General features: G+C 57.8%; 20 protein-coding genes. 9 read left to right on the top strand and 11 right to left on the bottom strand.

Annotation, left to right across the window (positions count from 1 at the left end):
* Positions 1-21 precede the first annotated feature (21 nt).
* Together ACOKCT_RS09730 and ACOKCT_RS09725 are read right to left on the bottom strand one after the other, a co-directional pair.
* Positions 22-693, bottom strand: a complete 672-nt coding sequence (locus ACOKCT_RS09730; RefSeq protein WP_420193409.1) for a DUF3313 domain-containing protein — start codon at positions 691-693, stop codon at positions 22-24.
* 139 nt (positions 694-832) lie between these two features.
* A complete protein-coding gene (locus tag ACOKCT_RS09725; RefSeq protein ID WP_220436163.1) occupies positions 833-2,425 on the bottom strand; it encodes an ABC transporter substrate-binding protein in 1,593 nt (530 codons plus the stop codon).
* A 115-nt stretch (positions 2,426-2,540) separates the two neighbouring features.
* On the opposite strand from ACOKCT_RS09725, the gene pepT reads away from it, so the two are divergent.
* Positions 2,541-3,770, top strand: coding sequence for a peptidase T (gene pepT, locus ACOKCT_RS09720; protein ID WP_103179724.1), 1,230 nt, complete (start codon positions 2,541-2,543; stop codon positions 3,768-3,770).
* A 99-nt stretch (positions 3,771-3,869) separates the two neighbouring features.
* Here pepT and tehB read toward each other — a convergent pair whose 3' ends face one another.
* Positions 3,870-4,466, bottom strand: a complete 597-nt coding sequence (gene tehB / locus ACOKCT_RS09715; protein ID WP_263950771.1) for a tellurite resistance methyltransferase TehB — start codon at positions 4,464-4,466, stop codon at positions 3,870-3,872.
* The gene (gene tehA, locus ACOKCT_RS09710; protein WP_156654570.1) at positions 4,463-5,467 is read right to left on the bottom strand and encodes a dicarboxylate transporter/tellurite-resistance protein TehA; all 1,005 of its coding nucleotides are present in this window, start codon (positions 5,465-5,467) and stop codon (positions 4,463-4,465) included. The genes tehB and tehA overlap by 4 nt, the downstream gene beginning before the upstream one ends.
* Before the next feature lie 122 nt (positions 5,468-5,589).
* Here tehA and ydcK point away from each other — a divergent pair, with 122 nt between their 5' ends.
* The gene (gene ydcK, locus ACOKCT_RS09705; protein ID WP_263950769.1) at positions 5,590-6,570 is read left to right on the top strand and encodes a YdcK family protein; all 981 of its coding nucleotides are present in this window, start codon (positions 5,590-5,592) and stop codon (positions 6,568-6,570) included.
* Here the strand turns inward: ydcK and rimL are convergent.
* The 4 genes from rimL to ACOKCT_RS09685 form a co-directional block, all read right to left on the bottom strand.
* Positions 6,565-7,113 carry a 50S ribosomal protein L7/L12-serine acetyltransferase gene (gene rimL / locus ACOKCT_RS09700; protein WP_103179731.1) on the bottom strand — a complete coding sequence of 183 codons (549 nt, stop codon included), beginning with the start codon at positions 7,111-7,113 and terminating at the stop codon, positions 6,565-6,567. The two genes, ydcK and rimL, sit on opposite strands and share 6 nt — an antisense overlap.
* Before the next feature lie 101 nt (positions 7,114-7,214).
* Positions 7,215-8,870, bottom strand: coding sequence for a glucan biosynthesis protein D (locus tag ACOKCT_RS09695; RefSeq protein ID WP_103179732.1), 1,656 nt, complete (start codon positions 8,868-8,870; stop codon positions 7,215-7,217).
* A 248-nt stretch (positions 8,871-9,118) separates the two neighbouring features.
* Positions 9,119-9,892: an ABC transporter substrate-binding protein gene (locus ACOKCT_RS09690; RefSeq protein ID WP_103179733.1), complete on the bottom strand. Its 774-nt coding sequence runs from the start codon at positions 9,890-9,892 to the stop codon at positions 9,119-9,121.
* Between the two features lie 11 nt (positions 9,893-9,903).
* The gene (locus tag ACOKCT_RS09685) at positions 9,904-11,073 is read right to left on the bottom strand and encodes a pyridoxal phosphate-dependent aminotransferase (protein ID WP_156654573.1); all 1,170 of its coding nucleotides are present in this window, start codon (positions 11,071-11,073) and stop codon (positions 9,904-9,906) included.
* A 110-nt stretch (positions 11,074-11,183) separates the two neighbouring features.
* On the opposite strand from ACOKCT_RS09685, the gene ACOKCT_RS09680 reads away from it, so the two are divergent.
* Positions 11,184-12,026, top strand: coding sequence for a LysR family transcriptional regulator (locus ACOKCT_RS09680; protein WP_156654574.1), 843 nt, complete (start codon positions 11,184-11,186; stop codon positions 12,024-12,026).
* Here ACOKCT_RS09680 and ACOKCT_RS09675 read toward each other — a convergent pair.
* Together ACOKCT_RS09675 and ACOKCT_RS09670 are read right to left on the bottom strand one after the other, a co-directional pair.
* The gene (locus tag ACOKCT_RS09675) at positions 12,013-13,521 is read right to left on the bottom strand and encodes a carboxylesterase/lipase family protein (RefSeq protein WP_103179736.1); all 1,509 of its coding nucleotides are present in this window, start codon (positions 13,519-13,521) and stop codon (positions 12,013-12,015) included. The two genes, ACOKCT_RS09680 and ACOKCT_RS09675, sit on opposite strands and share 14 nt — an antisense overlap.
* 42 nt (positions 13,522-13,563) lie before the next feature.
* Positions 13,564-14,907, bottom strand: a complete 1,344-nt coding sequence (locus ACOKCT_RS09670; RefSeq protein WP_159339369.1) for a VOC family protein — start codon at positions 14,905-14,907, stop codon at positions 13,564-13,566.
* Positions 14,908-15,342: 435 nt separating this feature from the next.
* Between ACOKCT_RS09670 and ACOKCT_RS09665 the strand changes: the two genes are divergently transcribed.
* From ACOKCT_RS09665 to ACOKCT_RS09640, 6 genes are all read left to right on the top strand, one after another.
* Entirely contained in the window at positions 15,343-17,742 is a 2,400-nt protein-coding gene (locus tag ACOKCT_RS09665) for a DMSO/selenate family reductase complex A subunit (RefSeq protein WP_159339370.1), read from the top strand.
* A complete protein-coding gene (locus ACOKCT_RS09660; RefSeq protein WP_103179739.1) occupies positions 17,726-18,358 on the top strand; it encodes a DMSO/selenate family reductase complex B subunit in 633 nt (210 codons plus the stop codon). The genes ACOKCT_RS09665 and ACOKCT_RS09660 overlap by 17 nt, the downstream gene beginning before the upstream one ends.
* Positions 18,351-19,184, top strand: a complete 834-nt coding sequence (locus tag ACOKCT_RS09655) for a dimethyl sulfoxide reductase anchor subunit family protein (protein WP_103179740.1) — start codon at positions 18,351-18,353, stop codon at positions 19,182-19,184. Before ACOKCT_RS09660 ends, ACOKCT_RS09655 begins: the two co-directional genes overlap by 8 nt.
* Positions 19,184-20,059, top strand: a complete 876-nt coding sequence (locus ACOKCT_RS09650) for a 4Fe-4S binding protein (RefSeq protein ID WP_328797669.1) — start codon at positions 19,184-19,186, stop codon at positions 20,057-20,059. Before ACOKCT_RS09655 ends, ACOKCT_RS09650 begins: the two co-directional genes overlap by 1 nt.
* A 207-nt stretch (positions 20,060-20,266) precedes the next feature.
* On the top strand, positions 20,267-21,190 hold the full coding sequence (locus ACOKCT_RS09645) for a LysR substrate-binding domain-containing protein (protein WP_103179742.1): 924 nt from the start codon (positions 20,267-20,269) through the stop codon (positions 21,188-21,190).
* Between the two features lie 281 nt (positions 21,191-21,471).
* Entirely contained in the window at positions 21,472-23,850 is a 2,379-nt protein-coding gene (locus ACOKCT_RS09640) for a glucose/quinate/shikimate family membrane-bound PQQ-dependent dehydrogenase (RefSeq protein WP_420193408.1), read from the top strand.
* 49 nt (positions 23,851-23,899) lie between these two features.
* On the opposite strand, the gene ACOKCT_RS09635 is transcribed toward ACOKCT_RS09640, so the two are convergent.
* Positions 23,900-24,248, bottom strand: a 349-nt coding sequence (locus ACOKCT_RS09635) for an energy transducer TonB (RefSeq protein ID WP_199184428.1), incomplete at its 5' end; no start/stop codon positions are given.

The following is a 24,248-nucleotide window of genomic DNA, read 5'->3' as shown; positions in this document are numbered from 1 at the left end:
ACGCGGCAGGCCGGCCTGATATTATTGGGTTTTATGCACATCAAACATGGTGGCATCGGTCGCCATGTCATCCACAACCTGCTTCAGGGTTGCGAAGGTCATTGGCGTACTTTCGTTGCTCAGCTCTTTACCTTCCCCTTTACGCACCACTTTAATCACCGGCTTGTTGGTCTGGGCGTCAATCAGCTCGCCTTCAAAGTAGAGATGGGTATCCATGGTTCGGTGGCCGGTTGCCATCTGCGTACCCGCCACGACCAGCGCAACAGGAACCACTTCATAGAACTGCAGACCTTCTTTCTGCGAGCTCACACCAGTAATGGCACCGCGGAAGATCAGGCTACGTGAACCTGGCGTCGTCACAATCGGCTTACGCTGGCCGATAGCTGTCTTCATTTTGGTGTTGGTGTAGTTTAACAGTTCATCCAGCGTGCGCTGGCCGATCTGGGTTGTTGGCTTTGGTGCCGGATAATAGGTGATATTGTTCCAGATAATGCTGTCGTAGTTCGCTTCGTTATAAGACGGATCAACCCAGCGCAGCGTTGGCTTGCCCGAAGCGGAAGTCGTTTCTTTAAGCCCTGAGTAGTCTTTTAAAAAACCTGAATATTGATCAGGCGCGGCCACTTTTGACGCACAACCAGCGAGAAGCAACAGGCCGGAGAGCGCGGCAACTTTAAATAAAGTATTAGTACGCATAATGGGTGTATCCCTGTGAAGTGCAAATATGCAATTGAAGTTATAGCAAAAGTTGGCCGGAAAGAAAGTGACAAAAAATGAGGAAGAGAGCACAAATTGAAAAAAAGTGCCCGTAACGATAACGGGCAGTAATAAATGATTATTTTACATCTACTTGCCAAAATAAGTGTTTACCGAACGGGTCTATTTCATAGCCCGTGACTTCTTTACGGACGGGTTCGAAAATAGTGGAGTGCGCAATCATTACCGCAGGCATTTGATCGTGCATCATTTGTTGCGCCTGTTTATATAACGCCACCCGTTTATCGTGATCGGTAATAGATTTAGCTTCAGCAATAATTTTATCAAATGGTGGATAGCACCATTTCGCGGAATTAGAACCGCCGTTGGCCGAGGTACAGGTAAAGAGCGGACCAAAGAAGTTATCCGGGTCGCCCGTGGCCGTGGTCCAGCCCATCAGGGCCGCCTGATGCTCGCCCCCCTTCACCCGCTTAAGGTATTCCCCCCACTCGTAGGTGACGACTTTGGTCTGCACGCCAACTTTTGCCCAGTCGGCCTGAATCATCTCGGCCATCCGTTTGGCATTGGGGTTGTACGGACGCTGCACCGGCATCGCCCACAGGTCGATGGTCATCCCGTTGGCAAAGCCGGCCTCTTTCAGCAGGGCTTTGGCCTTTTCAGGATCGTAATCGTAGTCCTTCAACTCGCTGTCCGCGCTCCACACGCCCGGCGGCAGCAGATTTTTAGCCGCCGTTCCGGTCCCCTGGAAGACGGCCTCGATAATAGCCGGTTTGTTAATCGCCATCGCCAGCGCCTGGCGCACTTTGACATTATCCAGCGGCGGTTTCTGGGTGTTAAACGACAGGAAGCCGGTATTCAGCCCGGCCTTACTCATCAGGTTAAGATCTTTGTTGGCCTTCATCCGCGGCAAGTCGGCGGGGTTCGGGAACGGCATCACCTGACATTCGTTTTTCTCCAGCTTGGCGAAGCGCACCGAAGCGTCCGGGACGATAGTGAACACCAGACGATCCAGTTTTGCTTTACCCTGCCAGTACTCCGGGAAGGCGGTGAACAGAATGCGCGAGTCTTTCTGGTATTTCGCCAGCTTAAACGGCCCGGTGCCAATCGGCTCCATATCCACCTTCTCTGGCGTGCCGGCTTTCATCATCGCATCCGCATACTCAGCGGAGAGGATCGAGGCGAAGTACCACGCTAAGTCCGCGACAAACGGCGCTTCCGGATGCGCCAGGGTAAAGCGCACCGTGTGATCATCCACTTTATCAATGGCGGTAATCAGCTTGCCAAACTCCAGGCTTTCGAAATTCGAATAGTTACCGTTAGAGACGTTGTGATAAGGATGCTTCGGATCTTTCTGTCGCATAAACGAGAAGATCACATCATCGGCGTTAAAGTCTCGCGTTGGGGTGAACAGCTTGTTGCTCTGGAACTTCACCCCCTTGCGCAGATGGAAGGTGTAGACCTTGCCGTCTTCGCTCACTTCCCAACTTTCGGCCAGGCTTGGCACCAGATCGGTAGTGCCCGGCGTAAAATCCACCAGCCGGTTATAGACCGGCACCGCGCTGGCATCCACGCTGGTGCCGGAGGTATAGAGTTGCGGGTTAAAGTTCTCAGGCGATCCTTCGGAACAATAGACCAGCGTTTTAGCGGCAACGGTGGAACTGACCGTCAGCGCGGCGACGGTTAGCGCCAGTTTTGTGAGGTTGCTTTTCATCGCGTTTTCCTGTCTTTTAATTTGACGGCTAATGAATTTTTTGTCGTGCCAAACCATAAATATCATTAAAGTGATTTCGCAAACACCTGATAACTCAAATAAAGAAGGATCCACCATGGCTTCTGCGCTCGCCAGACAATTAACCCAACGCTTCTTTCGCTACCTGGCTGTCACCAGCCAGAGCGACCCAAAGGTGAAAACCCTGCCCTCCACACCCGGCCAGCATGAGATGGCACGGATGCTGGCCGCAGAGCTGCAAACGCTGGGTTTGTCGGAGATCGTGATCGACGAATTTGCCACCGTCACCGCGGTAAAAAAGGGCAATGTTCCCGGCGCGCCGCGAATCGGTTTTATCACCCATATCGATACCGTTGACGTCGGTTTATCACCGGATATTCATCCACAGATCCTCACCTTTACCGGAGATGATCTCTGCCTGAATGCGGAAAAAGATATCTGGCTGCGGGTCAGCGAACACCCGGAAATCCTCGCTTACCCCAATGAAGAAATCATTTTCAGCGACGGCACCAGCGTACTGGGCGCCGACAACAAATCGGCGGTGACGGTGGTGATGACGCTGCTAGAGAACCTTACCGCTGAGCATAAGCATGGCGATATCGTGGTGGCCTTTGTGCCGGACGAAGAGATTGGCCTGTGCGGGGCGAAAGCGCTGGATCTGGCCCGTTTTGATGTCGATTTCGCCTGGACCATCGACTGCTGCGAGCTGGGGGAGATTGTTTACGAGAACTTCAACGCGGCGGCAGCGGAGATTCGCTTTACCGGCGTGACGGCGCACCCCATGTCGGCGAAGGGCGTGCTGGTGAACCCGCTGCTGATGGCAACCGACTACATCAACCATTTCGATCGTCTGCAAACCCCGGAGCATACCGAGGGCCGGGAAGGTTATATCTGGTTTAACGGCATTCAGGCCGGGCAAAACGAGGCGTTGCTGAAGGCGAGCATTCGTGATTTCGACCGTGAGAGTTTTGCCGCCCGTAAGGCGCAAATTGGCGAAGTGGCGGAGAAGATTGCCGCTCAACACCCTACCGCGCAGGTAAGCTGGCATATCGAAGATACCTACAGCAACATCAGCAATGCGGTAGGTGACGATCGCCGGGCAATCGACCTGATGTTCGAGGCGATGGAAAGTTTAGGCATCACGCCAAAACCGACCCCAATGCGCGGCGGCACCGACGGTGCAGCGCTCTCGGCGAAGGGGCTGTTAACCCCGAACTTCTTCACCGGCGCCCATAACTTCCACTCAAAATTTGAGTTTTTACCGTTGAAATCGTTCGAGGCGTCGTACAACACGGCGCTGCAGCTCTGTCTGCTGGCGGCGCGTTAAGCGGGTTGGCACGCACGGATACGCCGGGTGGCGGCTACGCCTTACCCGGCCTACGGTCTTGTAGGCCCGTGCAAGCCCTGCGCCGCCGGACAAGAACGGTTACGTCGGCTTACGCGCCAGCATCGTGGCAAAACGCAGCTTAATGCGGTTCCCCTGGGCGTCGGTGCGGTGCAGCTCGCCCACCTCCTCGTTATATTTCAGCAGTTCCCAGCCCGCATAGTAGTCGCTTAACTCGCCGGTTTTAAACGCGAACGGGAAGCCGACGTTGCACGGATAATCGTCGGTATCCATTGCGGCCACAATCAGGTTATAGCCGCCGGGTTTCGTGCAGCGCTGCATGTTGTCGATAAGATTGGGGATGGTTTCCGCCTGCAGGAACATCATCACCACGGTAGAGAGAATAAAATCGTATTCGCCGTCAAAGCGCAGGGTGTTGAGATCCTGGACCGCCGTCTGCAGGTTAGTGATCCCCTCTTTCGCCTTGATGCTCTCGATATTCTCGATGCCCATCGGACTTTTATCCCACGCGGTGACGTCAAAGCCGTTCGCCGCAAGGTAGAGGCTGTTTCGCCCGTTGCCGCAGCCGAGATCCAGCGTCTTGCCCGGCTTAACAATCCCGGCGCTGTAGAGCACTTCGGAGTGGGTACGGGTCAGGCCATATTTTTCGGTAAAGTAGTTCTCATCAAACACAGTCATTCTTTTTCCTCAGCTTGCATAAGCGTTGCTTTGTCTGCACGAACCAACAGTTTCCCCTGCATCAACAGGATAAACGTACGCACCAGTAATAGCGCAATGATGGCATTGGTAAAAATAAAGAGCGGAATGGCGATGGCGTGAAAGAAACCGGACGGGCTACTCTGCCCCAGATGCAAGCCGGTGGTGGCCAGCGCCGAGATGCCGAACGAAAAGCTCCAGAATGAAGCATTAAAGGGCTGCGACAGATACCAGGGCATCAGCCGCAGGGTAAAGAGTAATTGCAACAGGCCATAGCCGAACAGCATTTTGGCAAAGGTATCCGCCTCGCCGCCGTTGACGCTGAGCCACGCGCTACAGGCCACCAGCGCAGGGGCCAGCTGAATACCGAGAGATGAGCGCATTGGCGCAGGCAGTTCACCCGCGCTGCGCAGCCGTTGCAGTATCACTGGTTCCAGGCTCAGCCAGGAGAAGACCCCCGCGCCGAGAAACACCAGCCCGGCATCGTGAAACCCGAGTGCGCCGCAGGCCATCGCGCTGATAAAGTTGTTAGCCACCGTCGGCAGGTAGAGCCCCGGGGTGGTCGCCTCCTCCGGATGTTTGCCGCGCCACAGCCCGGCGGACTGCCACGCCGCATAGCTCAACTGCACCACCACGCCCACGCTGAACAAGGCCAGCGCCAGCGGGCGATACCAGGGCACAAAGCCAATCGCCACCAGCATGGTGGTGGCCGGGAACAGACTCACAAAGCTGCTCATTACCGGATGACGCATCTCCGCCAGGACGCTGCCGGGAAACCGCACCGCGCGGGTGATAAACGCCACGGTTAACAGCAGCCAGATCGTCATCGCCAGCAACACCAGCATCTCCCCCGGCCAGTGCGGCACCGGCCAGATGGTGCTGGCATAGCGCCAGGCGAAGCCCATACCAATCGTACCCAGCACCATACCGTAGTAGCCAGCGGGCAAATTAAGAACGCGTTCAGCGGGTTGAGTCTTGTACATTTTTTTTAAGCTATAAATTATATTTGAAATGCTAGTTTAAGGAGTTTCATTTGCCGATGCCACTCTTTCGATCAAGCCAAAGTTTGCTACGGTTAGTAAAGAGGACAACTGCGGACACAGTGATGAATAAATATCAACTCAGCGAAGAGAGCCGTCTGCACCACTGGCAGGATGGCGAGACCAAAACAGCGGTAAAAGTACGCCAGATTATCGCCGCGCGTGATTTCAGCGATGTGAAAAGCGGCACCCGGGGGGGCTGGATCGATGACCAATCGGCGCTCTCGCAGGAGGATGACTGCTGGATCTACGACGAGAACAGCGTGGTCTTTGCCGGGGCACAGGTGAGCGGTAACGCGCGCCTTACCCGGCCATGCGTAATTAGTCATCAGGCGTCTGTCGGCGATAACGCATGGGTTGACGGAGCCGAGATCGGCCACGGCGCGCGCTTAAGTGACAACGTCACCGTTCAGTCTTCGGTGGTGCGTGGTGAATGCCATCTGTTTGGTAATGCCCGCATCCTGCACAACAGCATGGTGATCGCCGCTAAAGGGTTAACCCCGGACAATGAGCAGATCCTGCGTATTTTTGGCGAGGCCACGGTCAGCCAGTCGCGGGTAGTGCATCAGGCGCAGATCTACGGCAACGCCATTGTCAGCTACGCTTTTGTTGAGCATCGCGCTGAAATTTTTGACAACGCGCTGATCGAAGGCAACGAAGTGAACAACGTCTGGGTATGCGACTGCGCCAAAGTGTACGGCAACGCGCGCCTGCTCGCGGGGCTTGAGGAGGATGCCATCCCTACCCTGCGCTACAGCTCCCAGGTGGCGGAAAATGCCCTGGTTGAGGGCAACTGCGTGATTAAACACCATGTGCTGATTGGCGGCGAAGCCTGGCTACGCGGCGGACCGATTTTAATAGATGACAAAGTGGTGATTCAGGGTCGGGCACGCATTCGCGGGGAAGTGCTGATCGAGCATCATATTGAGATTACCGATGACGCGGTGATTGAGGCGGCGGAAGGCGAGATGATCCACCTGCGCGGTGAGAAGGTGATTAACGGCGCGCAGCATATCACCCGCACGCCGCTGATTGGTGCATTATGAGGTGCAGATCCGGGCATAGATGTTCTGGTCGTCATAGCCTCCGTTGAGGAATTCCGCCTCTTTCAGACACCCTTCCAGCACAAAGCCGTTGCGCAGCGCCACCTGATTGCTGGCGGCGTTGTCAACGCGGCACTTGATGACGAAACGGCGGATCTCTCCGCGTCCGGCGTAGTGGCGGATAAAGGCCTCCAGTGCCTGGGACAAAATACCCTGCCCCTGATGCGCTTCATCCAGCCAGTAGCCGATATAGCCGGTTTTATTCAGCGGCTCGATGGCGTTAAACGACAGCACCCCCACCAACGCATTATCGTGAAAAATCAGGAACATCTTGGCGTAACCCCGTTGATGCAGCATCTGGTTGCTCTGAATGTTCTGGCGGGTGTCCTCTTCGGTGCCGACATATTGCGGCCAGTTAAGGTAGTCCTGTAACCACGCCCGGTTTTTGATCACCAGATTATGCAGCTCGGAGGTGTAACGCTCGTCGGCGGCACGCAGTTCGATATGCGCATTGACGGGAATGATCTCTTCAGTTGGTGTGGTCATCGTGCTTCCTCTGCAACGCCGGGCGGCGCATGCGCTTGCCCGGCCTACGGTTTGGTGCAGTTCGTAGGCCGGGTAAGGCGCAGCCGCCACCCGGCAAAGGCTTAACGCATTACGCGGTCGTCTACATACTGACGTTTATCCGGCGCGGGCGGGAAATAGTGATACAGCCAGGTTTCGCTGATCGCTTCGCCCTGACAGCGCAGGAACATCCGTATATCCACCGTATCGGTCGAATCGCTGGTCGGGTACCAGTCGAACAGGATGCGATAGCCATCGAACGGCTCCACATAGAGGATCTCAATCTGCTTCGCTTCTCCACTGGAGAGGGTGATTACCGGCTCGATCCCTTTTGGCGCGGCCGCTTTCAGATCGCCGCCGACAAAATCGACCGCAAAACGGCGCGCCCACACCTTCGGATAGTGCTCGCCAGGGGCCCAGCCTTCCGGGAAGCCGCCCATGCCGGTACGGGTGGCCAGCACGTTTGCCAGCGGGGAACGGACCGGCGGCCTGGCGCTCCAGTAGAGACGGTACTGGAAGTTCAGTTTATCCCCCGCCTTCACCGGTTTTTCCGGCTGCCAGAAGCAGACCACGTTATCCAGGGTTTCGCCGGTGGTCGGGATCTCCATCAGCCCGACGGTGCCTTTGCCCCACTGGTTACGCGGCTCAACCCACAGGCTTGGGCGCTTGTTGTACCAGCCCATGATGTCCTGATAGTGGGAGAAGTCGCGGTCAAGCTGGAGCAGACCAAAACCTTTCGGGTTTTTGTCGGTATAGGCGTTGTATTGCAGCTTTTGCGGGTTATTCAGCGGGCGGCAAACCCATTCGCCGTTGCCGCGCCACATCGCCAGACGATCGGAGTCGTGGATCTGCGGATGAATGGTGTCGCAGACGCGGCGCTCGTTGTTGCCGCAGGCGAACATGCTGGTCATCGGGGCAATACCCAACTGCTGGATCTCTTTACGGGCGTAGAGATGGTTTTCGACATCCATGATCACCTGGGTCTTCTCGCAGTGGATCACAAACTTATAGGCCCCGGTGATGCTCGGGCTGTCGAGCAGGGTGTAGACCGTGAAGGTGGTCGCCCCGGGTTTAACGGTTTCAAACCAGAAGGCGGTGAAGTCCGGGAACTCCTCGGTGCTGTCGGCGTAGGTGTTCAGCGCCAGGCCGCGGGCGGAGAGCCCATACTGATAGGTGTCGTCAACCGCGCGGAAGTAGCTCGCGCCGAGGAAAGAGACGATATCGCGGCGCGCCAGCTCCGGCGATTTAAAGGCGCGGAAACCGGCGAAGCCTAAGTCGCTCTGCCCTTCCAGCTGCTTAGTATCGACCCCCGCGTCGTGGTAGTTGAAGAGTTCCGGGCGGAAGTGGATCTCACGCGCCTGGGCGGTCTGGTTATCCAGGGAGAACATGCGCACCCGACGGCGGAAGCCCATCCCGACGTGGAAGAACTGCACATCAAGCTGGCGGTTTTCGATGTTGTTCCACAGCGACTGCTTTGGATCGTACTGGATGCTGTTATAAGCCTGCGGTGTCAGTGTTGCCAGCGTATCCGGCAGCGGACGCGGCGCACCACCCCACGGTGTTTGCGCCAGGTCGTGAGCCATGGATTGCAGCACAGAAAAGTCGAAACGGCGGCTGGTGCCGTCCGCAATATCCGATTCAGCTGCACTGGCCGCCTGGGAAAAGAGTGCGGCGAAACCGGAAGTTCCGCTTACTGCGGCGACGGCCAGAGATCCTTTTAAAAAACGTCTGCGATTCATGCCTGGAAAAACGTCCTTATGGTCGTGGGGTGGTGGGTTTCGCTTAAGGCGAAACAACGGCAAGAAAGAACATCATTAAAAGGGCACAGCCTAAACAAAAACGGTTAAGAATCCAATTGTTGGCAGGCGAGAATATGAACAAAGCGCGAAAGAATTTTCTGTCGAGGGGAATTGCCTGAAACGGAGGTAAAGTTATGTTTAAAAAAGCCCCCGACGGACATCATCGTCGGAGGCTTAGCGTAAGATGATTATTTCACGCTGACATCGATGCCCGGGAAGTACTTCTGCGCAAGCTTGTCGATAGTGCCGTCAGCACGGACTTTATCAATGGCGGCATCAAGCTGCTTTTTGGTGGCCTCATCGCCTTTACGCAGGCCATAGCCGATCCCGCTGCCCAGGATGGTGTCATCGGCGACCGGCTTACCGATAAAGCCAAAGCCTTTCCCCTGTGGCTTGCTCAGGAAGCCCGCCTGTCCGGCGGCAGACATCACCAGCGAGGCGTCAATACGGCCATTCAGCAGATCGCCCCAGGCCATGTTCTGATCTTTATACGACACCACGGTGACACCCTGTTTTTCCCAGTGCTCCTTGGCGTAGGTTTCCTGAATGGAGCCCTGCAACACGCCCACGGTCTTGCCCTTCAGCCCTTCCGGGGTGGCGTCCACCGCGCTACCGGTCTTGCCCACCAGCTGAGATGGAATACGGTAGATCGGCTGGGTGAAGTCGATGCTCTGGCGACGCTGGTCGGTGATGTTCATCGCCGAGTTGATGGCGTCGAATTTCTTCGCCACCAGCCCCGGGATCAGCGCGTCAAACGAGGTTTCAACCCAGCTGCACTTCAGGGCCGCCGCCGCGCAAATTGCGTTCCCCAGCTCAATATCAAACCCTTCCAGTTCACCCGAGGCGTTACGGCTCTCAAAAGGCGGATACTCAGCTTCTACGCCGTAACGTAATTCGGTTGCGGCAAGTGAGGAAAACGAACACAGCAACCCCAGGCCGACAACGAAGGCTTTTACTTTCATATCTGAACTCCTTAGCGTGGTTTTACCCGACACAGGGCCTGCGCACCTGCCCGTAATGTCGCCTCATCTTTGGCAAAAGAGAGACGGATTAATTTGTTATCTGTCCCGTCGGTATAGAACGCCGAGAGCGGGATCGTGGCAACACCGTAATCAACAATCAGCCGTTTCACCATCTCGCTGTCGCGTTCATCGCTGAAGTGGCGGTAATCCGCCAGCAGGAAGAAGGAGCCTGCGCTCGGCAGCAGGCGGAACGGTGAGTCGGCCAGCAGGTTGACCAGCAGATCGCGTTTGCGCTGGTAGAACGCAGCCAGCGACAGCCAGGTTTGCGGATCGGCCATATGTTCAGCAAACGCATACTGCATAGGGGTATCGGCAGAGAACATCAAAAACTGATGGATTTTGCAGATCTCATCCATCAACGGCGCCGGGGCGACACAGTAGCCGACGCGCCAGCCGGTGACGTGGTAGGTTTTGCCAAACGACGAGACGATCACGCTGCGCTCCGCCAGCCCCGGATGGGTAGCCATGCCGTGATGCGGCACGTCGTCAAACACCACGTGCTCGTACACTTCGTCAGAGAGAATAATGATATCGGTGTTGCGGGTGATCGCCGCAAGCTGCGCCAGATCCTCCGCCGAGAAGACCTGCCCGCTCGGGTTATGCGGCGTGTTGACAATAATCATCCGGGTGCGCGAGGTAATAGCGGCGCGCACTTCATCCCAGTTAACGGCAAAATCCGGCACCGTCAGCTTGATGGCTACCGGCGTGGCGCCCTGCAGACGGACAATCGGCGCGTAGCTGTCGAACGACGGCTCAAAGTAGATCACCTCATCACCAGCATGCACCAGCCCGCTGATGGCCGAATAGAGCCCTTCGCTGGCGCTGGCGGTAACTAACACTTCGCTGGCAGGATCGTACTGCGTACCGTAGAGGGAGGCGATCTTATCGGCGATGCGTTCCTTCAGCGACGCCAGCCCGGTCATGGACGCGTACTGGTTGTGGCCCGCCTGCATGGCGCGGTGGACACCTGCCACCAGCGCGGGATCGCAGTCGAAATTCGGCGCCCCCTGAGAAAGGTTGATGGCATTGTGTTCAGCGGAGAGCTGACCGATAACGGTAAAAATCGTGGTGCCAACGTCCGGCAGTTTGGATCGGGGTTGTATCGGAGTACGCAGCGTCATCGGAATTTCCTCTGGTAGATAGTGCATAACTATTCAACCTGAACGCTATTGTGGCGACAATCGAATTGTTGTCATAATAGCCATGATAAAAAATCATACCTGGAGGTTCTGTGTCGCATCGCGCATTCCCGCTCACTGCCGTTGAGGCGTTTATTGTTACCGCCCGACATCTGAATCTGACCCATGCGGCAAAAGAGCTCTGCCTGACCCAGGGGGCGGTGAGCCGTAAGATCGCCGCGCTGGAAAGCTGGTTTGGTTTTCCGCTGTTTGAGCGCCACGCCCGCGGGCTGCGTCTCTCCTCTCAGGGCAGCGCCCTGCTGCCGGATTTGCGCGCGTCGTATGAACACTTTCTCACGGTGGCGGACCAGGCCCGGGCGCAACAAACCGTGGTGCGCCTGAAGGTGCCCACCTGCGCCATGCGCTGGCTGGTACCGCGGCTGTTGCAGGTGGAGCGCGAGCAGCCTGAATTGCAGATTGCCCTGACCACCACCAATGAACACAGCGTCAACTTCAAAACCGAATCCTATGATGCCGCCATTGTCTTTGGCACCCATCTGAGCGCGGGCGATCTGCTGTTTGAAGAGGCATTAACACCGGTATTAAGTCCCCTGCGCCAGGGCACAGCGGTGGAGTCGCTTACCTACCTGCACCCGACGCGGGATAAAACCGACTGGTCGCTGTGGCTGGAGAAACAGGCCGTACAGCCGCCTGCCATGCACAAAAATCAACACTTCGACACCATGGATCTGGCGATCACTGCCGCTATTCAGGGGCTGGGCGTCGCCATTGCCGACGAGACGCTGGTGGCGGAGGATATCCGCGCCGGGCGGCTGGTGCGGCCCTATGCCAGCAGCGTAAGAACCGGCGCCAGCTACCGGCTGGTGCTGCGGGAGTCGCGCGGCAAAGCGGCGGGGCTGGCCGCCTTTCGCGCGTGTCTGCTTAATCCAGGCTGACGTGGTGCTTCATCACCCGTTTAAACAGCACCATGCGGGCGCGCATAAATCGGTTTTCAAGCTTAAATCCCGCATGTTTATTCACTCCGATACGTAGCAAAACGTCCCGCCTGCGGTGACAGGCAGGCCAGCGCGTCGGGCCATTCAGCGTGTCGCACTCCCGGCTGGCATGGCGGGCAAAGTTGACCCAGTAGTCGGCAACCTGGGCGGCAAAGGCCAGGTCGTTGGCATTAACATACTGTCGGGCAGGCTCGGCGAGGGTAAGCGTATCAAACACATACGGCACCTCGTTGCCATGCCAGGCCCCGTTGATGTAAGTGGCATGTTCGGCTTCGGCTACATAATCGAACCAGTAGCGCCAGCACGGCTCCCCTACCCGCTGCTGGGCCTGCATCACGACAAACCCCAGGGTGGTGAAGGCCATATCGCGGCATACCTGACGCCCCAGTTCGGTATCGTCTTTGACGCCGGGATAGAGCAGCTTGATCAGCCCCAGTCCCAGCCGCCGCTCCCGGCGCAGCTTCTGGATCTGTCCGGCGAGATCGATGCCAAACACCGCCATCACGCTCGCTTCATCGCTGTTGGAACCGACCATGATCGGCACCGGATGGTGGCGGGCGGCAAAAAAGACCTCCAGCATCGGCTCCGGCAACACACAATCCCCATGGATCGGCGCGGGGGCTATGTTGTGCGGTGCCGTCAGCGGCCAGAAAGCCTCAGGTGGGATCGCCCGCAACTGCTCTGCGGTGGCGTTTTCCAGCCCAAAATGGGCCGCCAACGCCTCGCCTTTTTTAAGCGCCTGCTCCCGGGGCGTGTCCGGCAGGGTGTAGCCGCTCTGGATTATCGCCTTATGAAACAGCCCCTTTGCCAGCGGCGAGGCGAGCAATGACAGCACGCTCCGCGCCCCGGCAGATTCACCAAACAGGGTGATGTTCGCCGGATCACCGCCAAAGGCAGCAATGTTGTCGCGCACCCACTCCAGGGCCGCTATCTGATCGAGCAGGGCAAAATTGTGTACCACCCGCTCCTCTTCTCCCGCCAGCGCCGGATGGGCAAAAAAGCCCAGGTGGCCGAGCCGGTAGTTGAGCGTCACCACCACGACCCCGCGCTGGGCCAGCGCTTTACCATCGTAGGGTGGCAGCCCGCCTGCGCCAATGGTAAAGCCGCCGCCGTGCAGCCAGACCATTACCGGCAGCGGCGCGGCACGTTCCATCGGCGACCAGACGTTCAGATAGAGGCAATCCTCCGAGAAACGGCCCGGATCGCCCCCACCCAACTGCTGGCAGTACTCGCTGCTTTGCCAGCTTGAGGGCGAAAAGGTGGTGGCCTGGCGCACGCCCTGCCAGCTTGCCACCGGCTGCGGCGAACGCCAGCGTAATGTGCCCACCGGCGGCGCGGCATAGGGAATGGCGCGCCAGACCTGTACATCGCCATCGGTTATGCCGCAGATATCGCCCTGGCACGTGGTCACTATCGGGGAAGAGACGTTTTCCATATCGACCTTCAGTTGCTATCACATCCCCGCAGAGTACCGTTTTTAAAGCAAACCGCAACGTCGCTTGCTGCGCTCTTCCGCCTCCTGATAGAGGGTGAACTCGTCCAGCACCGGGCAGCCCAGCGCCTCTTCAAAGGCATCACGGCTGGCATTGCCGCGGGTGCGGGCCTGGGTTTCGTTACCAAGGTTGGACTGGAAGATCCCGGCGGCACTCACCGGCAGGAAATCTTCATAGGTGATGGGCTGGGCGACCACCCAGCCGCGCTCGATGAGCGGCTGCGGATCGTCACCGGGTCCAAAGGCGTGGCGGTGCGCCTCTCCTGCCGGGGTCAGGCGGTAGCGGAACCACGCCAGTCCCTGGCGACGCAGGAAGATATCGCTGTCGGGAAAGGCCTGGAAAACCTCCTGCAGATGCAGCTGGTGGGTCAGATTATCCTTGCCGGTCCCGGCCTCCGCCAGCAGGCGGTCATAGAGCTCGCGCCCTTTCGGGGTTAACGCCACGCCGCGCTGTTCAATTTCGCCAAAACGCGCGGTATGGGTTCCGCGCTCTTCTCCGGCAAACAGTACCGGCTCCTCCAGCGCCTTAAAGCTGGTCTGACGCAGCAGAAGCGGCGTCTCCCTGCGCGGCGGCCCCTCGATGAGCATCTTCGGCTCGATGCCATATTCCGGCATTAACGCCTGCACCCGGTCGATATCCAGCGTGCGCGGCGTCAGGTGGTTGATATGGCAGCCCGGGAAGCAGACCACGTCGGCAATCAGCCGGTGTTCGTTGTGCAGCGCCAGGTATGTCTCATGATCGACCGTGGCGTGACGATGCCAGCGGAAGGTTTCCAGCGCCTCCTGAACAAACTCGTCGGCCTGCGCCGGGGTGAACGCTCCTTCCGCCTCGTGCAGGTCAATCAGCGCCAGGCAGCGGGGAGTAAAGATGTTACGCCGGGCGAGGATCTCTGCCGCTTTTTCGCGCAGGGCCACGTTGTCGATCAGTTCCAGGCGCAGCAGCGAGGTAAAGATACGAAACGGGTTACGGCACAGCGCGGCATCGTCTACCGGGCGAAAGGCGGTCGAGTGGACCGGCACCCCGGCCTGGGAGAGATCGTAATAGCTGACCGGGAACATCCCCATAATGGCGAACATACGTCGCAGGGTCGCCAGCTCCAGGGCCGTACCAACACGGATCGCCCCGTGGCGTTCGAGGTTGAGACGGGCGAGTTCATCCGCGTTGGCCAGTTGTTCGTGCAGCTTCGGGTTATTTTCCAGTACCGCCAGATTCACATCCGCTACCAGCTCCAGCAAAGTGCCGTACTGCGGAACTTCCTGCTGGTACATCGCCGACATAGCCTGCGAAAAGTTTTCCCGAATATCATCAGCCGTGATGGTGTTCGCCATGATGTCATGCCTCCAGTGAATATTACCTGGAGTGTAGAGAAGGCCGTTGCTGCTGTTTGGAAGAATTTACGAATTGTGATCTGAGTGGTTGGCTGCCTGTTTTTCATGCTTCGCTGTTAAAGAAGGATTAAAGCCCCGATCTTAAGTGAAACGAAAATATCCGCTAACAAACATTTATATCCTGCATTATTAATAGTGGCAGCACTGTACATATTTTAACTTTTATTATTCTGATTATTTATTGAAATTCCCGCTGTCATTAACCCCATAGCAAAATTATTCGTTCATTTCCCGCATTATGAATAAATGATAATTATTATCGCAACAGTCTGAATTTTCCGCCGTTAAATCTGGTTAATGACCCTCTTTGATAAATATCAACTACCTCTTTTAAAGCGTCAGGGAAAATAAGGACATTTTTTATGAGGGAATAATATGTCTGTACCTGAAAACAATGAAGATGCCTTCCCGTCCGGGGTGTCGCGCAGAAGTTTCCTGAAGGCGGGTTCCGCCGCCATCGCCTTGCCTTTTTTGACCTCCGGGCGTGCAAGCGCCTCTACCCCTGGCGCAGAGGCCCCTGCGGTGGGTACGACGCCTGCCGCACGGGTGGTGCAAACCTGCAGTACCTTTGACTGCGGCGGTAAATGCGATATTCGTGCGCATATTGCCGATGGCGTAGTGACCCAAATTACGACCCGGCCGGATGCCGCACTCGATCCCGATATGCCGGTGATGCGAGCCTGTGTGCGCGGTCGTAGCTATCGTAAATTTGTTTATCATCCCGATCGTCTGAAATATCCAATGAAACGGGTAGGTAAGCGTGGCGAAGGTAAATTTGAACGCATATCCTGGGATGAGGCGACAACCCTGATCGCGGATAATATTACCCGCATTACGAAGAAATATGGTCCTGAATCCCGCTTCGTGCACAATAATACCGCAGTCAGCGGCGGCACTTTTTCCGGCGATAAAATGATGCGCCGTTTATTGAACCTGACCGGCGGGCATCTGGAATATTACCACTCCGTCAGTATGGGCAATACCGCCGCCGCCACACCTTATACCTACGGTACGGTCGCTACCGGCAATTCTCTTGATACGTTGCAGGATACCCGCCTGGTGATCCTCTGGGGGCATAACCCGACGGAAACCATTTTCGGCCATACCAACCACTATTTTCAGCAGATGAAGCAGAACGGCACCCGCTTTATTGTCGTCGACCCGCGCTACTCCGATACCGTGTCGTCGCTGGCCGATGAGTGGGTTCCGCTTTTACCGTCAACCGATAACGCGTTGATGGATGCGATGATGTACGTCATCGTCAGCGAAAACCTGCACGATAAAGCCTTTATCGATCGCTATACCCTGGGCTTTGATGAGGAGAACATGCCGGAAGGGGTGCCCGCTAACGAGTCGCTGGTAGCCTATCTGATGGGCAAAAAAGATGGTGTGGTGAAAACGCCGGAATGGGCAGAAAAAATCACCCACGTCCCGGCCCAGACCATTCGCCAGCTCGCCCGCGACTACGCCACCACCAAACCCGCGGCGCTGATCCAGGGATGGGGGCCGCAGCGCCATATCTGCGGCGAGCGCACCGCCCGTGGCTCCACGCTGCTCGCGACCATCACCGGTAACGTCGGCGTAAAAGGCGGCTGGGCAGCGGGCTACGGCGGCATCGGCAACCGTAAGTTTGCCACCGGCCCGGAGATGCCGGACAACCCGGTGAAAGAAAAAATCTCGATCATGAACTGGGTGCAGGCCGCCGATGATGCCAGCAAGGTGACGCCGGAAGATGGCCTGACGGGGGCAACGCAGCTGAAGAGCAATATCCGGCTCCTGTTCTCGCTGGCGGGCAACTATCTCGCCAACCAGAACCCGGATATTCATCAGGCGGTGAAAGTCCTGGAAGATGAATCCAAAATTGAGTTTATTGTCGCAAGCGATCTCTACCTGACGCCCAGCGCCCGCTATGCGGATCTCCTGCTGCCGGAAACCAGCTTTATGGAGCGCTGGAACATTGGCGAAAGCTGGGGTACCGGCAGCTATCTGATTCTGTCCGAAAAGATCGTTGAGCCTGAGTTCGAACGTCGCTCTGACTATGACTGGCAGCGGGAAGTGGCGGCGAAGCTGGGTATCGAAGCGCAGTTCAGCGAAGGCCGCAGCGAGAAAGAGTGGATTGAGCACATCTGGGAGCAGACGCGCCTCTCCATGCCAGATGAACATCTGCCTACCTTTAGCGAGTTACAGCAACAGCGTCAGCATCTGTTCAAAAGCAAACCGCTTATCGCCTTCGAAGCGAACATCCGCGACCCGGAGAATAACCCGTTCCCGACACCATCGGGCAAAATTGAGATCTTCTCAAAGCGGCTCTATGACATGCATAACCCGGACATCCCTGCCCTGTCGCACTACGTTCCAGCCCAGGAAGGCCCTGAAGATGAGCTGACGAAACAGTTCCCGCTGCAGCTCATCACCTGGAAGGGCAAAAACCGCGCTAACTCCACCCAGTACGCCAACCCGTGGCTGCAGGAGGTGCAGGTTCAGAAGCTGTGGATCAACCCGCTGGATGCGGAAAAACGCGGCATTCGCCAGGGTGACACGGTCCGTATTCATAACCAGCGCGGCATCTGCCAGGTGCCGGCAGAAGTGACCGTCCGGATCATGCCTGGGGTCGTCGCCATGCAGGCTGGCGCCTGGTGGCTACCGGACGCTAACGGCGTCGATCTCGGCGGTTGTCCAAACGTTCTTAGCTCGGCGCGTATCACTCCGCTTGCTAAAGGTAATGCTCATCAAACCATGCTTGTGGAGGTCGCAAAGTATGACGCAGCAGTTTAATGATTTTCCACCCGTCAGCGATAAACAGCTGGGGTTCTTTATCGACTCGTCCCGCTGCTCAGGCTGTAAAGCCTGCCAGGTGGCCTGCAAGGATAAACATAATCTCGAGGTGGGCCGTCGCTTCCGCCGCGTTTACGAGGTGAAAGGCGGCGGGTTTATCCCAACCGGACAGGGCGGCATGGCGCAGAACGTCTTCGCCTATACCCTGTCGATCTCCTGCAACCACTGCGCAGATCCGATCTGCACTAAAAACTGCCCGACAACGGCCATGCACAAGCGGCCCGGCGACGGCATCGTGCGGGTTGATACCCGCAAATGTGTGGGCTGCGGCTACTGCGCCTGGTCGTGTCCTTATGGCGCGCCGCAGATGAATGAAGAGACGGGCCAGATGTCCAAATGCGATTTTTGCGTCGATCTGCAGGCCAAAGGAGAACAGCCGATCTGCGTCGCTACCTGTCCGCTGGGTGCCATCAAGTTCGGCCCGATTGACGAACTGCGCGCCCGCTACGGCAGCGTCTGTGATGTGCAGGGACTGCCGGATTCATCCATCACGCATCCTAACCTGGTGATCAAGCCACACCAGGGCGCTGAGAAAGAGGAGCAACCGCATGCATGAGTTGCCGTTACTGATATTTACCCTTCTGGTACAGGGTTCCGTTGGCATCACGCTGTTCCTCACGCTCAGCGCGGGTGCGGCAAAACCGCTCCCGCAGGCAACGCGCCAGCTGCTGCCGGTGTTGCTGACAGCCTGCGTGATGGGTGGCCTGGGGTTAATCGCCTCCACCCTGCACCTGGGCTATCCGCTGAACGCCTTTAACGCGCTGCGCCACGTCGCCAGCTCGTGGTTAAGCCGTGAAATCGTCTTTGCCAGCTTCTATCTGGCTGTGCTGGGGCTGTGTACGCTGATCCTGCTGGTGAAAAAGCGACTGGTCAGCGTCCTGTTGCCCGTTGCGGCGCTGCTGGGGCTGATTGACGTCTGGTGCATGAGCGCCATTTACGCCAACAGCTCTATCATCACCTGGATGCACTTCAACACCTGGCTGATGTTCTATGGTGCGGTGGGCATCCTCGGCGCGGTGGGGATGGCCTGGCTGCCGATCCTCAACACCGGGCCGGTAATGCAGACGCGCAATACCCTGTTACGCCTGGCGGTGGTGTGCGTGGTGGGCATTGTCGCGATCCGCCTGCTGGCGCAGCCGGCATACATGGATTATCTGGCCAACGCGCCGCTGAAGAGCGTGGTGACCCTGCCTCATCAGCCGCTGGAGGCATTTGCCCGGCTTGAAGGGCTGCGCCTGGTCTGCTGGGTCGCCTCTGTCGTCGGAGCGGTACTGTTTGCCGTAAGCGGCTGGCGCAACCGCAGAACCGGGCTTCTGGCCGGTGGCGTGCTGCTGGTGCTGGCGGAGATCGCGTTCCGCTTTGTTTTCTTTAACATTCACTGATGGCTATTTTTCGCCTTAACGCTAAGCCCCCTGCGCCCCCCGGCGTGGGGGCTTCTTGTTTGCGCCGCACCTTCCCTCGCCACCCCTGCCGCGCCTGCGCAGACGCGTGCCCGGTGGCGGCTATTACCCTTTCCGCCGCCGGGCAGACGATCGATGACGCAAGCTGTCTGCGCTGCGGTAACTGCCTCTTTCCGTGTCCCACCGACGCCCCGGAAAATCTGACTCCCACGCTCAGGAACTATCAGGCCGATCGCTTAGTCGCGCCGTTTTCAGCCTGCATAACCGCCGATGAATTATTGATGTGGCATTTCCAGTACGCCATCCGGGGCGTGGCGCTGGAGAGCGCCGATCATCCGGTGTGGGTCCGGGTCGTCGCCGAATTAAACCTCACCCTGCGGCAGCTCCGGGAGCCGGAGTGGCAGATTTTTCCGCCGACGCCCCGCGCCGTTAACCCGCTACGTCGTCACTGGCTGCACATCCCCGAGGAGAACGTCCAGTCAGGCCGGGTCAGCGCCGGTCGCCGCGCCCGCAGAGCGTTATTATCGTCCTTCAGCGAGTATCAGTTCTCCTTGTCGTTGTCCCTGTGTATGGCCTGCGGCGCCTGCGCCAGAGCCTGCCCTGAAAATGCGCTTCAAATAACTGAGACGGCGCTGGCGTGGGACCCTGCCCGCTGTACGGGCTGTAACAGTTGTACCGCGGTCTGTTTTTCCGCTGCGATCCGCATTGAGCACCAGCTACAGGCCGCAACGCCACAACGCTATCCGTTTGCGGTAAAAACCTGTCGTAGCTGCCATCACACCTTCTACACCTTCTCCCCTGAGGCGGATCGCTGTCATATCTGCCAGCGCCACGCTTTCGCAATGCGGGAAGCGTAACCCCTTTAATGTTGCCATTTTGTTATGCAAAATGGCTCTCTCCCCCTACATCTTCTCACCAGGTCTCCCCTGATAGCGCATGTAAGCGACAGATTTTATTCGATGCTTTACTAAAACTGATGAAATGTTAATGATATTTTGCTATCAAGTTATCAAAATTAAATAACTTTTCTTGTCACGCTGAAGGCTCTGTTTTTAACATCGCTTATGGAAAAAAATGGCTTGTTTTCTCAGCGCATTCGTCTGCGCCATCTTCATACTTTTGTGGCCGTCGCTCAGCAGGGTACGCTTGGGCGCGCGGCTGAAACCCTTAATCTGAGCCAGCCTGCGCTTTCAAAAACGCTGAACGAGCTGGAGCAGCTCACCGGCACGCGGCTGTTCGAACGCGGGCGCCTGGGCGCGCAACTGACGCTCATGGGCGAGCAGTTCCTGACTCATGCCGTCAAAGTCCTGGATGCCCTGAATACCGCGGGCCAGTCGCTGACGCGGCGTAACGATGTGGTGCCCGATGTCGTGCGCATTGGTGCCCTGCCCACCGCGGCGCTGGGCATTTTGCCGGCGGTCATCGGCCAGTTCCACAAGCAGCAGCGCAACATCACCTTGCAGGTCGCCACCATGAATAACACCATGCTGCTGGCGGGCCTGAAGTCGGGCGAGCTGGATCTGGGGATCGGCAGAATGTCGGACCCGGAGCTGATGAGCGGCCTGAACTATGAGCTGCTCTTCCTGGAGTCCCTGAAGCTGGTGGTCCGTCCGCGCCATCCCATCCTCAACGATACCGTGACCCTCAGCCGGGTGATGGAGTGGCCGGTGGTGGTGTCGCCGAAAGGCACCGTGCCGCGCCAGAATGCCGAAACCTTGCTGCAAACCCAGGGATGCAAACTGCCACCAGGCTGCATTGAAACCCTCTCGGCCTCGCTGTCGCGTCAGCTGACGGTCGATTATGACTATGTCTGGTTTGTCCCGTCCGGGGCAGTGAAAGAGGATCTGCGTCAGGGCACGCTGGTGGCGTTGCCGGTGACAACGCCCGGTCCAGGCGAACCGATTGGGGTATTAACCCGCGTGGACGCCCCGCTCTCCGCCGCCACCCAGACGCTGCTGAGCGCGATACGTAAATCGATGCCAGTCTAATCTCACCCCTCTCCAGCCCGTCGTGATGACGGGCTTTTTGTTTCCATTACTCAAATAATGCGAAATCATTCATTAACAATTGCACTAAACAATTTAACAGATTTATCATACCCGCCGATTTCACCAAATGGTTCATTTTAATAACACAGCGGTGATCTCTCAGGCGCCACAATGGCGTCATGCCCGACATTTTCATTAAGGATCTTCTCTTCTGTTACCCATTTGGTTCAGGTTTGAATCTGCCCTGGCCAGAGAAGAGGCGATTATTTCAGGAGACAGAAATGGCTATAGGTAATTCGCTACGTGGGTTCCCCCGGTTCCTGCAGTGGCTACTGGTTGGTCTGATGGCGATCATCGGGCTGGCCGTCGGTGGACTGGGCTTTAAGCTCGCCACCGTAGGGGGAAGCTGGTACTTCCTGATCATGGGCGTGGTGATGCTGATCGCCGCATTCCTGATCGCACGCGGGCGCACCAGCGGTATTCTCCTTTACGCGGTGGCGTTTATCGCCTCGCTGATCTGGGCCGTAAGCGACGCAGGCTGGGATTTCTGGCCGCTCTTCTCACGCCTGTTCACTTTTGCGGTGCTGGCGTTCCTGGCCGCCCTTGTCTGGCCGTTCCTGCGCGGCGCAGATCGTCCGGTCAATAAAACCCCGGCGTTCGGCGTTGCCGCCGTGCTGGCGGTGTTGATGCTGGTGAGCCTTGGCTGGATGTTTAAACCGCAGACCCTGGTTGCCGCTAACGAACCCGTACCGGTAAAACCGGTGGCCGCGGGGCAGCAGCAGAAAAACTGGGCGCACTGGGGTAACACCACCCACGGCGACCGCTTTGCCGCCCTGGATCAGATTAACAAGCAGAACGTGAGCGATCTGAAAGTAGCCTGGGTTGCCCACACCGGCGACATTCCCCAGAGCAACGGCTCCGGGGCGGAAGATCAGAACACTCCGCTGCAGATTGGCGATACGCTCTACGTCTGTACGCCCTACAGCAAGGTGCTGGCGCTGGATGTCGACTCCGGCAAAGAGAAGTGGCGCTATGATTCCAAAGCCACCGCGCCAAACTGGCAGCGCTGCCGTGGTCTGGGCTATTTTGAAGAGAGTGCAAATGTGACAACGTCACAGGCTGAAACCCAGCCTGCCGCCTGTCCGCGTCGTCTGTTCCTGCCGACCACCGATGCCCGTCTTATCGCCATCAACGCCGATACCGGCAAGCTGTGTGAGGACTTCGGCGAGCATGGCGTGGTCGATCTCAGCGTCGGTATGGGTGAAGTGAAGCCTGGCTACTATCAGCAAACCTCCACCCCGCTGGTGGCGGGCAACGTCGTGGTGGTAGGTGGCCGCGTGGCGGATAACTTCTCCACCGATGAGCCGCCGGGCGTGGTGCGTGCCTATGATGTGCACAGCGGCAAGCTGGCCTGGGCCTGGGATCCGGGTAACCCGAACATCACCGGCCTGCCACCGGAAGGCCAGACCTATACCCGCGGGACGCCGAACGTCTGGTCAGCCATGTCCTATGACGCGAAGCTGAACCTGATCTACCTTCCGACCGGTAACGCCACCCCGGACTTCTGGGCCGGTCAGCGTACCGAACTGGATGATAAATACAGCTCCTCCATTGTGGCAGTGGATGCCACAACCGGTCAGGTACGCTGGCATTTCCAGACCACCCACCACGATCTCTGGGACTTCGACCTGCCGTCGCAGCCGCTGCTGTACGATCTGCCGGATGGTAAAGGCGGCTCCACGCCAGTGCTGGTGCAGACCAGCAAGCAGGGCATGATCTTTATGCTCAACCGCGAAACCGGCCAGCCGGTGGCGAAGGTGGAAGAGCGTCCGGTGCCTGCCGGAAATGTTGAAGGCGAGCGTTACTCCCCGACCCAGCCATACTCCGTCGGCATGCCGATGATTGGCAACCAGACCCTGACCGAATCGGATATGTGGGGCGCTACGCCGGTTGACCTGCTGCTCTGCCGCATCCAGTTTAAAGAGATGCGCCACCAGGGCGTCTTTACCCCGCCGGGTCTCGATCGCTCCCTGCAGTTCCCGGGCTCGCTCGGCGGCATGAACTGGGGCAGCGTCTCGGTTGACCCGAACAACAGCCTGATGTTCGTGAACGACATGCGCCTGGGGCTGGCGAACTACATGGTGCCGCGCGCCAACGTAGCCAAAAATGCCAGCGGGATTGAGATGGGGATTGTGCCGATGGACGGGACACCGTTCGGTGCGATGCGCGAACGCTTCCTGTCGCCGCTGGGTATTCCGTGCCAGAAACCGCCGTTCGGCAGCCTGTCTGCCGTGGATCTGAAGTCCGGCAAGCTGGTGTGGCAGGTGCCGGTAGGTACTGTGGAAGATACCGGTCCGCTGGGCATCCGCATGCACATGCCAATCCCGATTGGCATGCCGACGCTGGGCGCGTCGCTCTCCACCCAGTCTGGCCTGCTGTTCTTCGCCGGTACGCAGGATTTCTACCTGCGCGCGTTCGATACCGCCAACGGGAAAGAGATCTGGAAAGACCGCCTGCCGGTGGGCAGCCAGTCCGGGCCGATGACCTACGTGTCGCCGAAAACCGGCAAGCAGTACATCATCATCAATGCGGGTGGCGCGCGTCAGTCTCCGGATCGCGGGGATTACATCATCGCCTATGCGCTGCCTGATAAGCCGTAATCGCGTTTAACCGTCGAGCCGGCTACCTTTGTGGCCGGCTTTTTTATTTCTACGGCTTAGCGGAGAGAGAATTTTCGATCCAGGTTGCCGTCTTGCCGTTCTGGTAACTCACCACCAGGTTCTGATGGACGCCTGCTGGCCAGCAGCTGCGTAAGACGGCGCGTTTTGTCTCCTCGAAGAAGGGTTTATCCCCTGCGGCTTCGTAATCCGTCGCGCGGCCATTGAGCTTGACGTTAAACGAAACCGTCACCCTGCCGGAATAGTTCTGCGCCGCGGCCTGCTCAGGATAGCGCGGCTGCACCCGGTATACGTCGCCGTCGCAGTCCGCCTGCCCGTTATCGACGGTCGATGTGCTGCCGCCCACCGGGAAAGATAACCCGACCCCCACTCCGCTGCTC

It is taken from the genome of Leclercia sp. M-A074-M (assembly GCF_965195605.1).
Taxonomy (GTDB): Bacteria; Pseudomonadota; Gammaproteobacteria; order Enterobacterales; family Enterobacteriaceae; genus Enterobacter.
The sequence above is the reverse complement of the archived record's forward strand: the minus strand, read 5'-3'. Positions and strand labels throughout refer to the sequence as shown.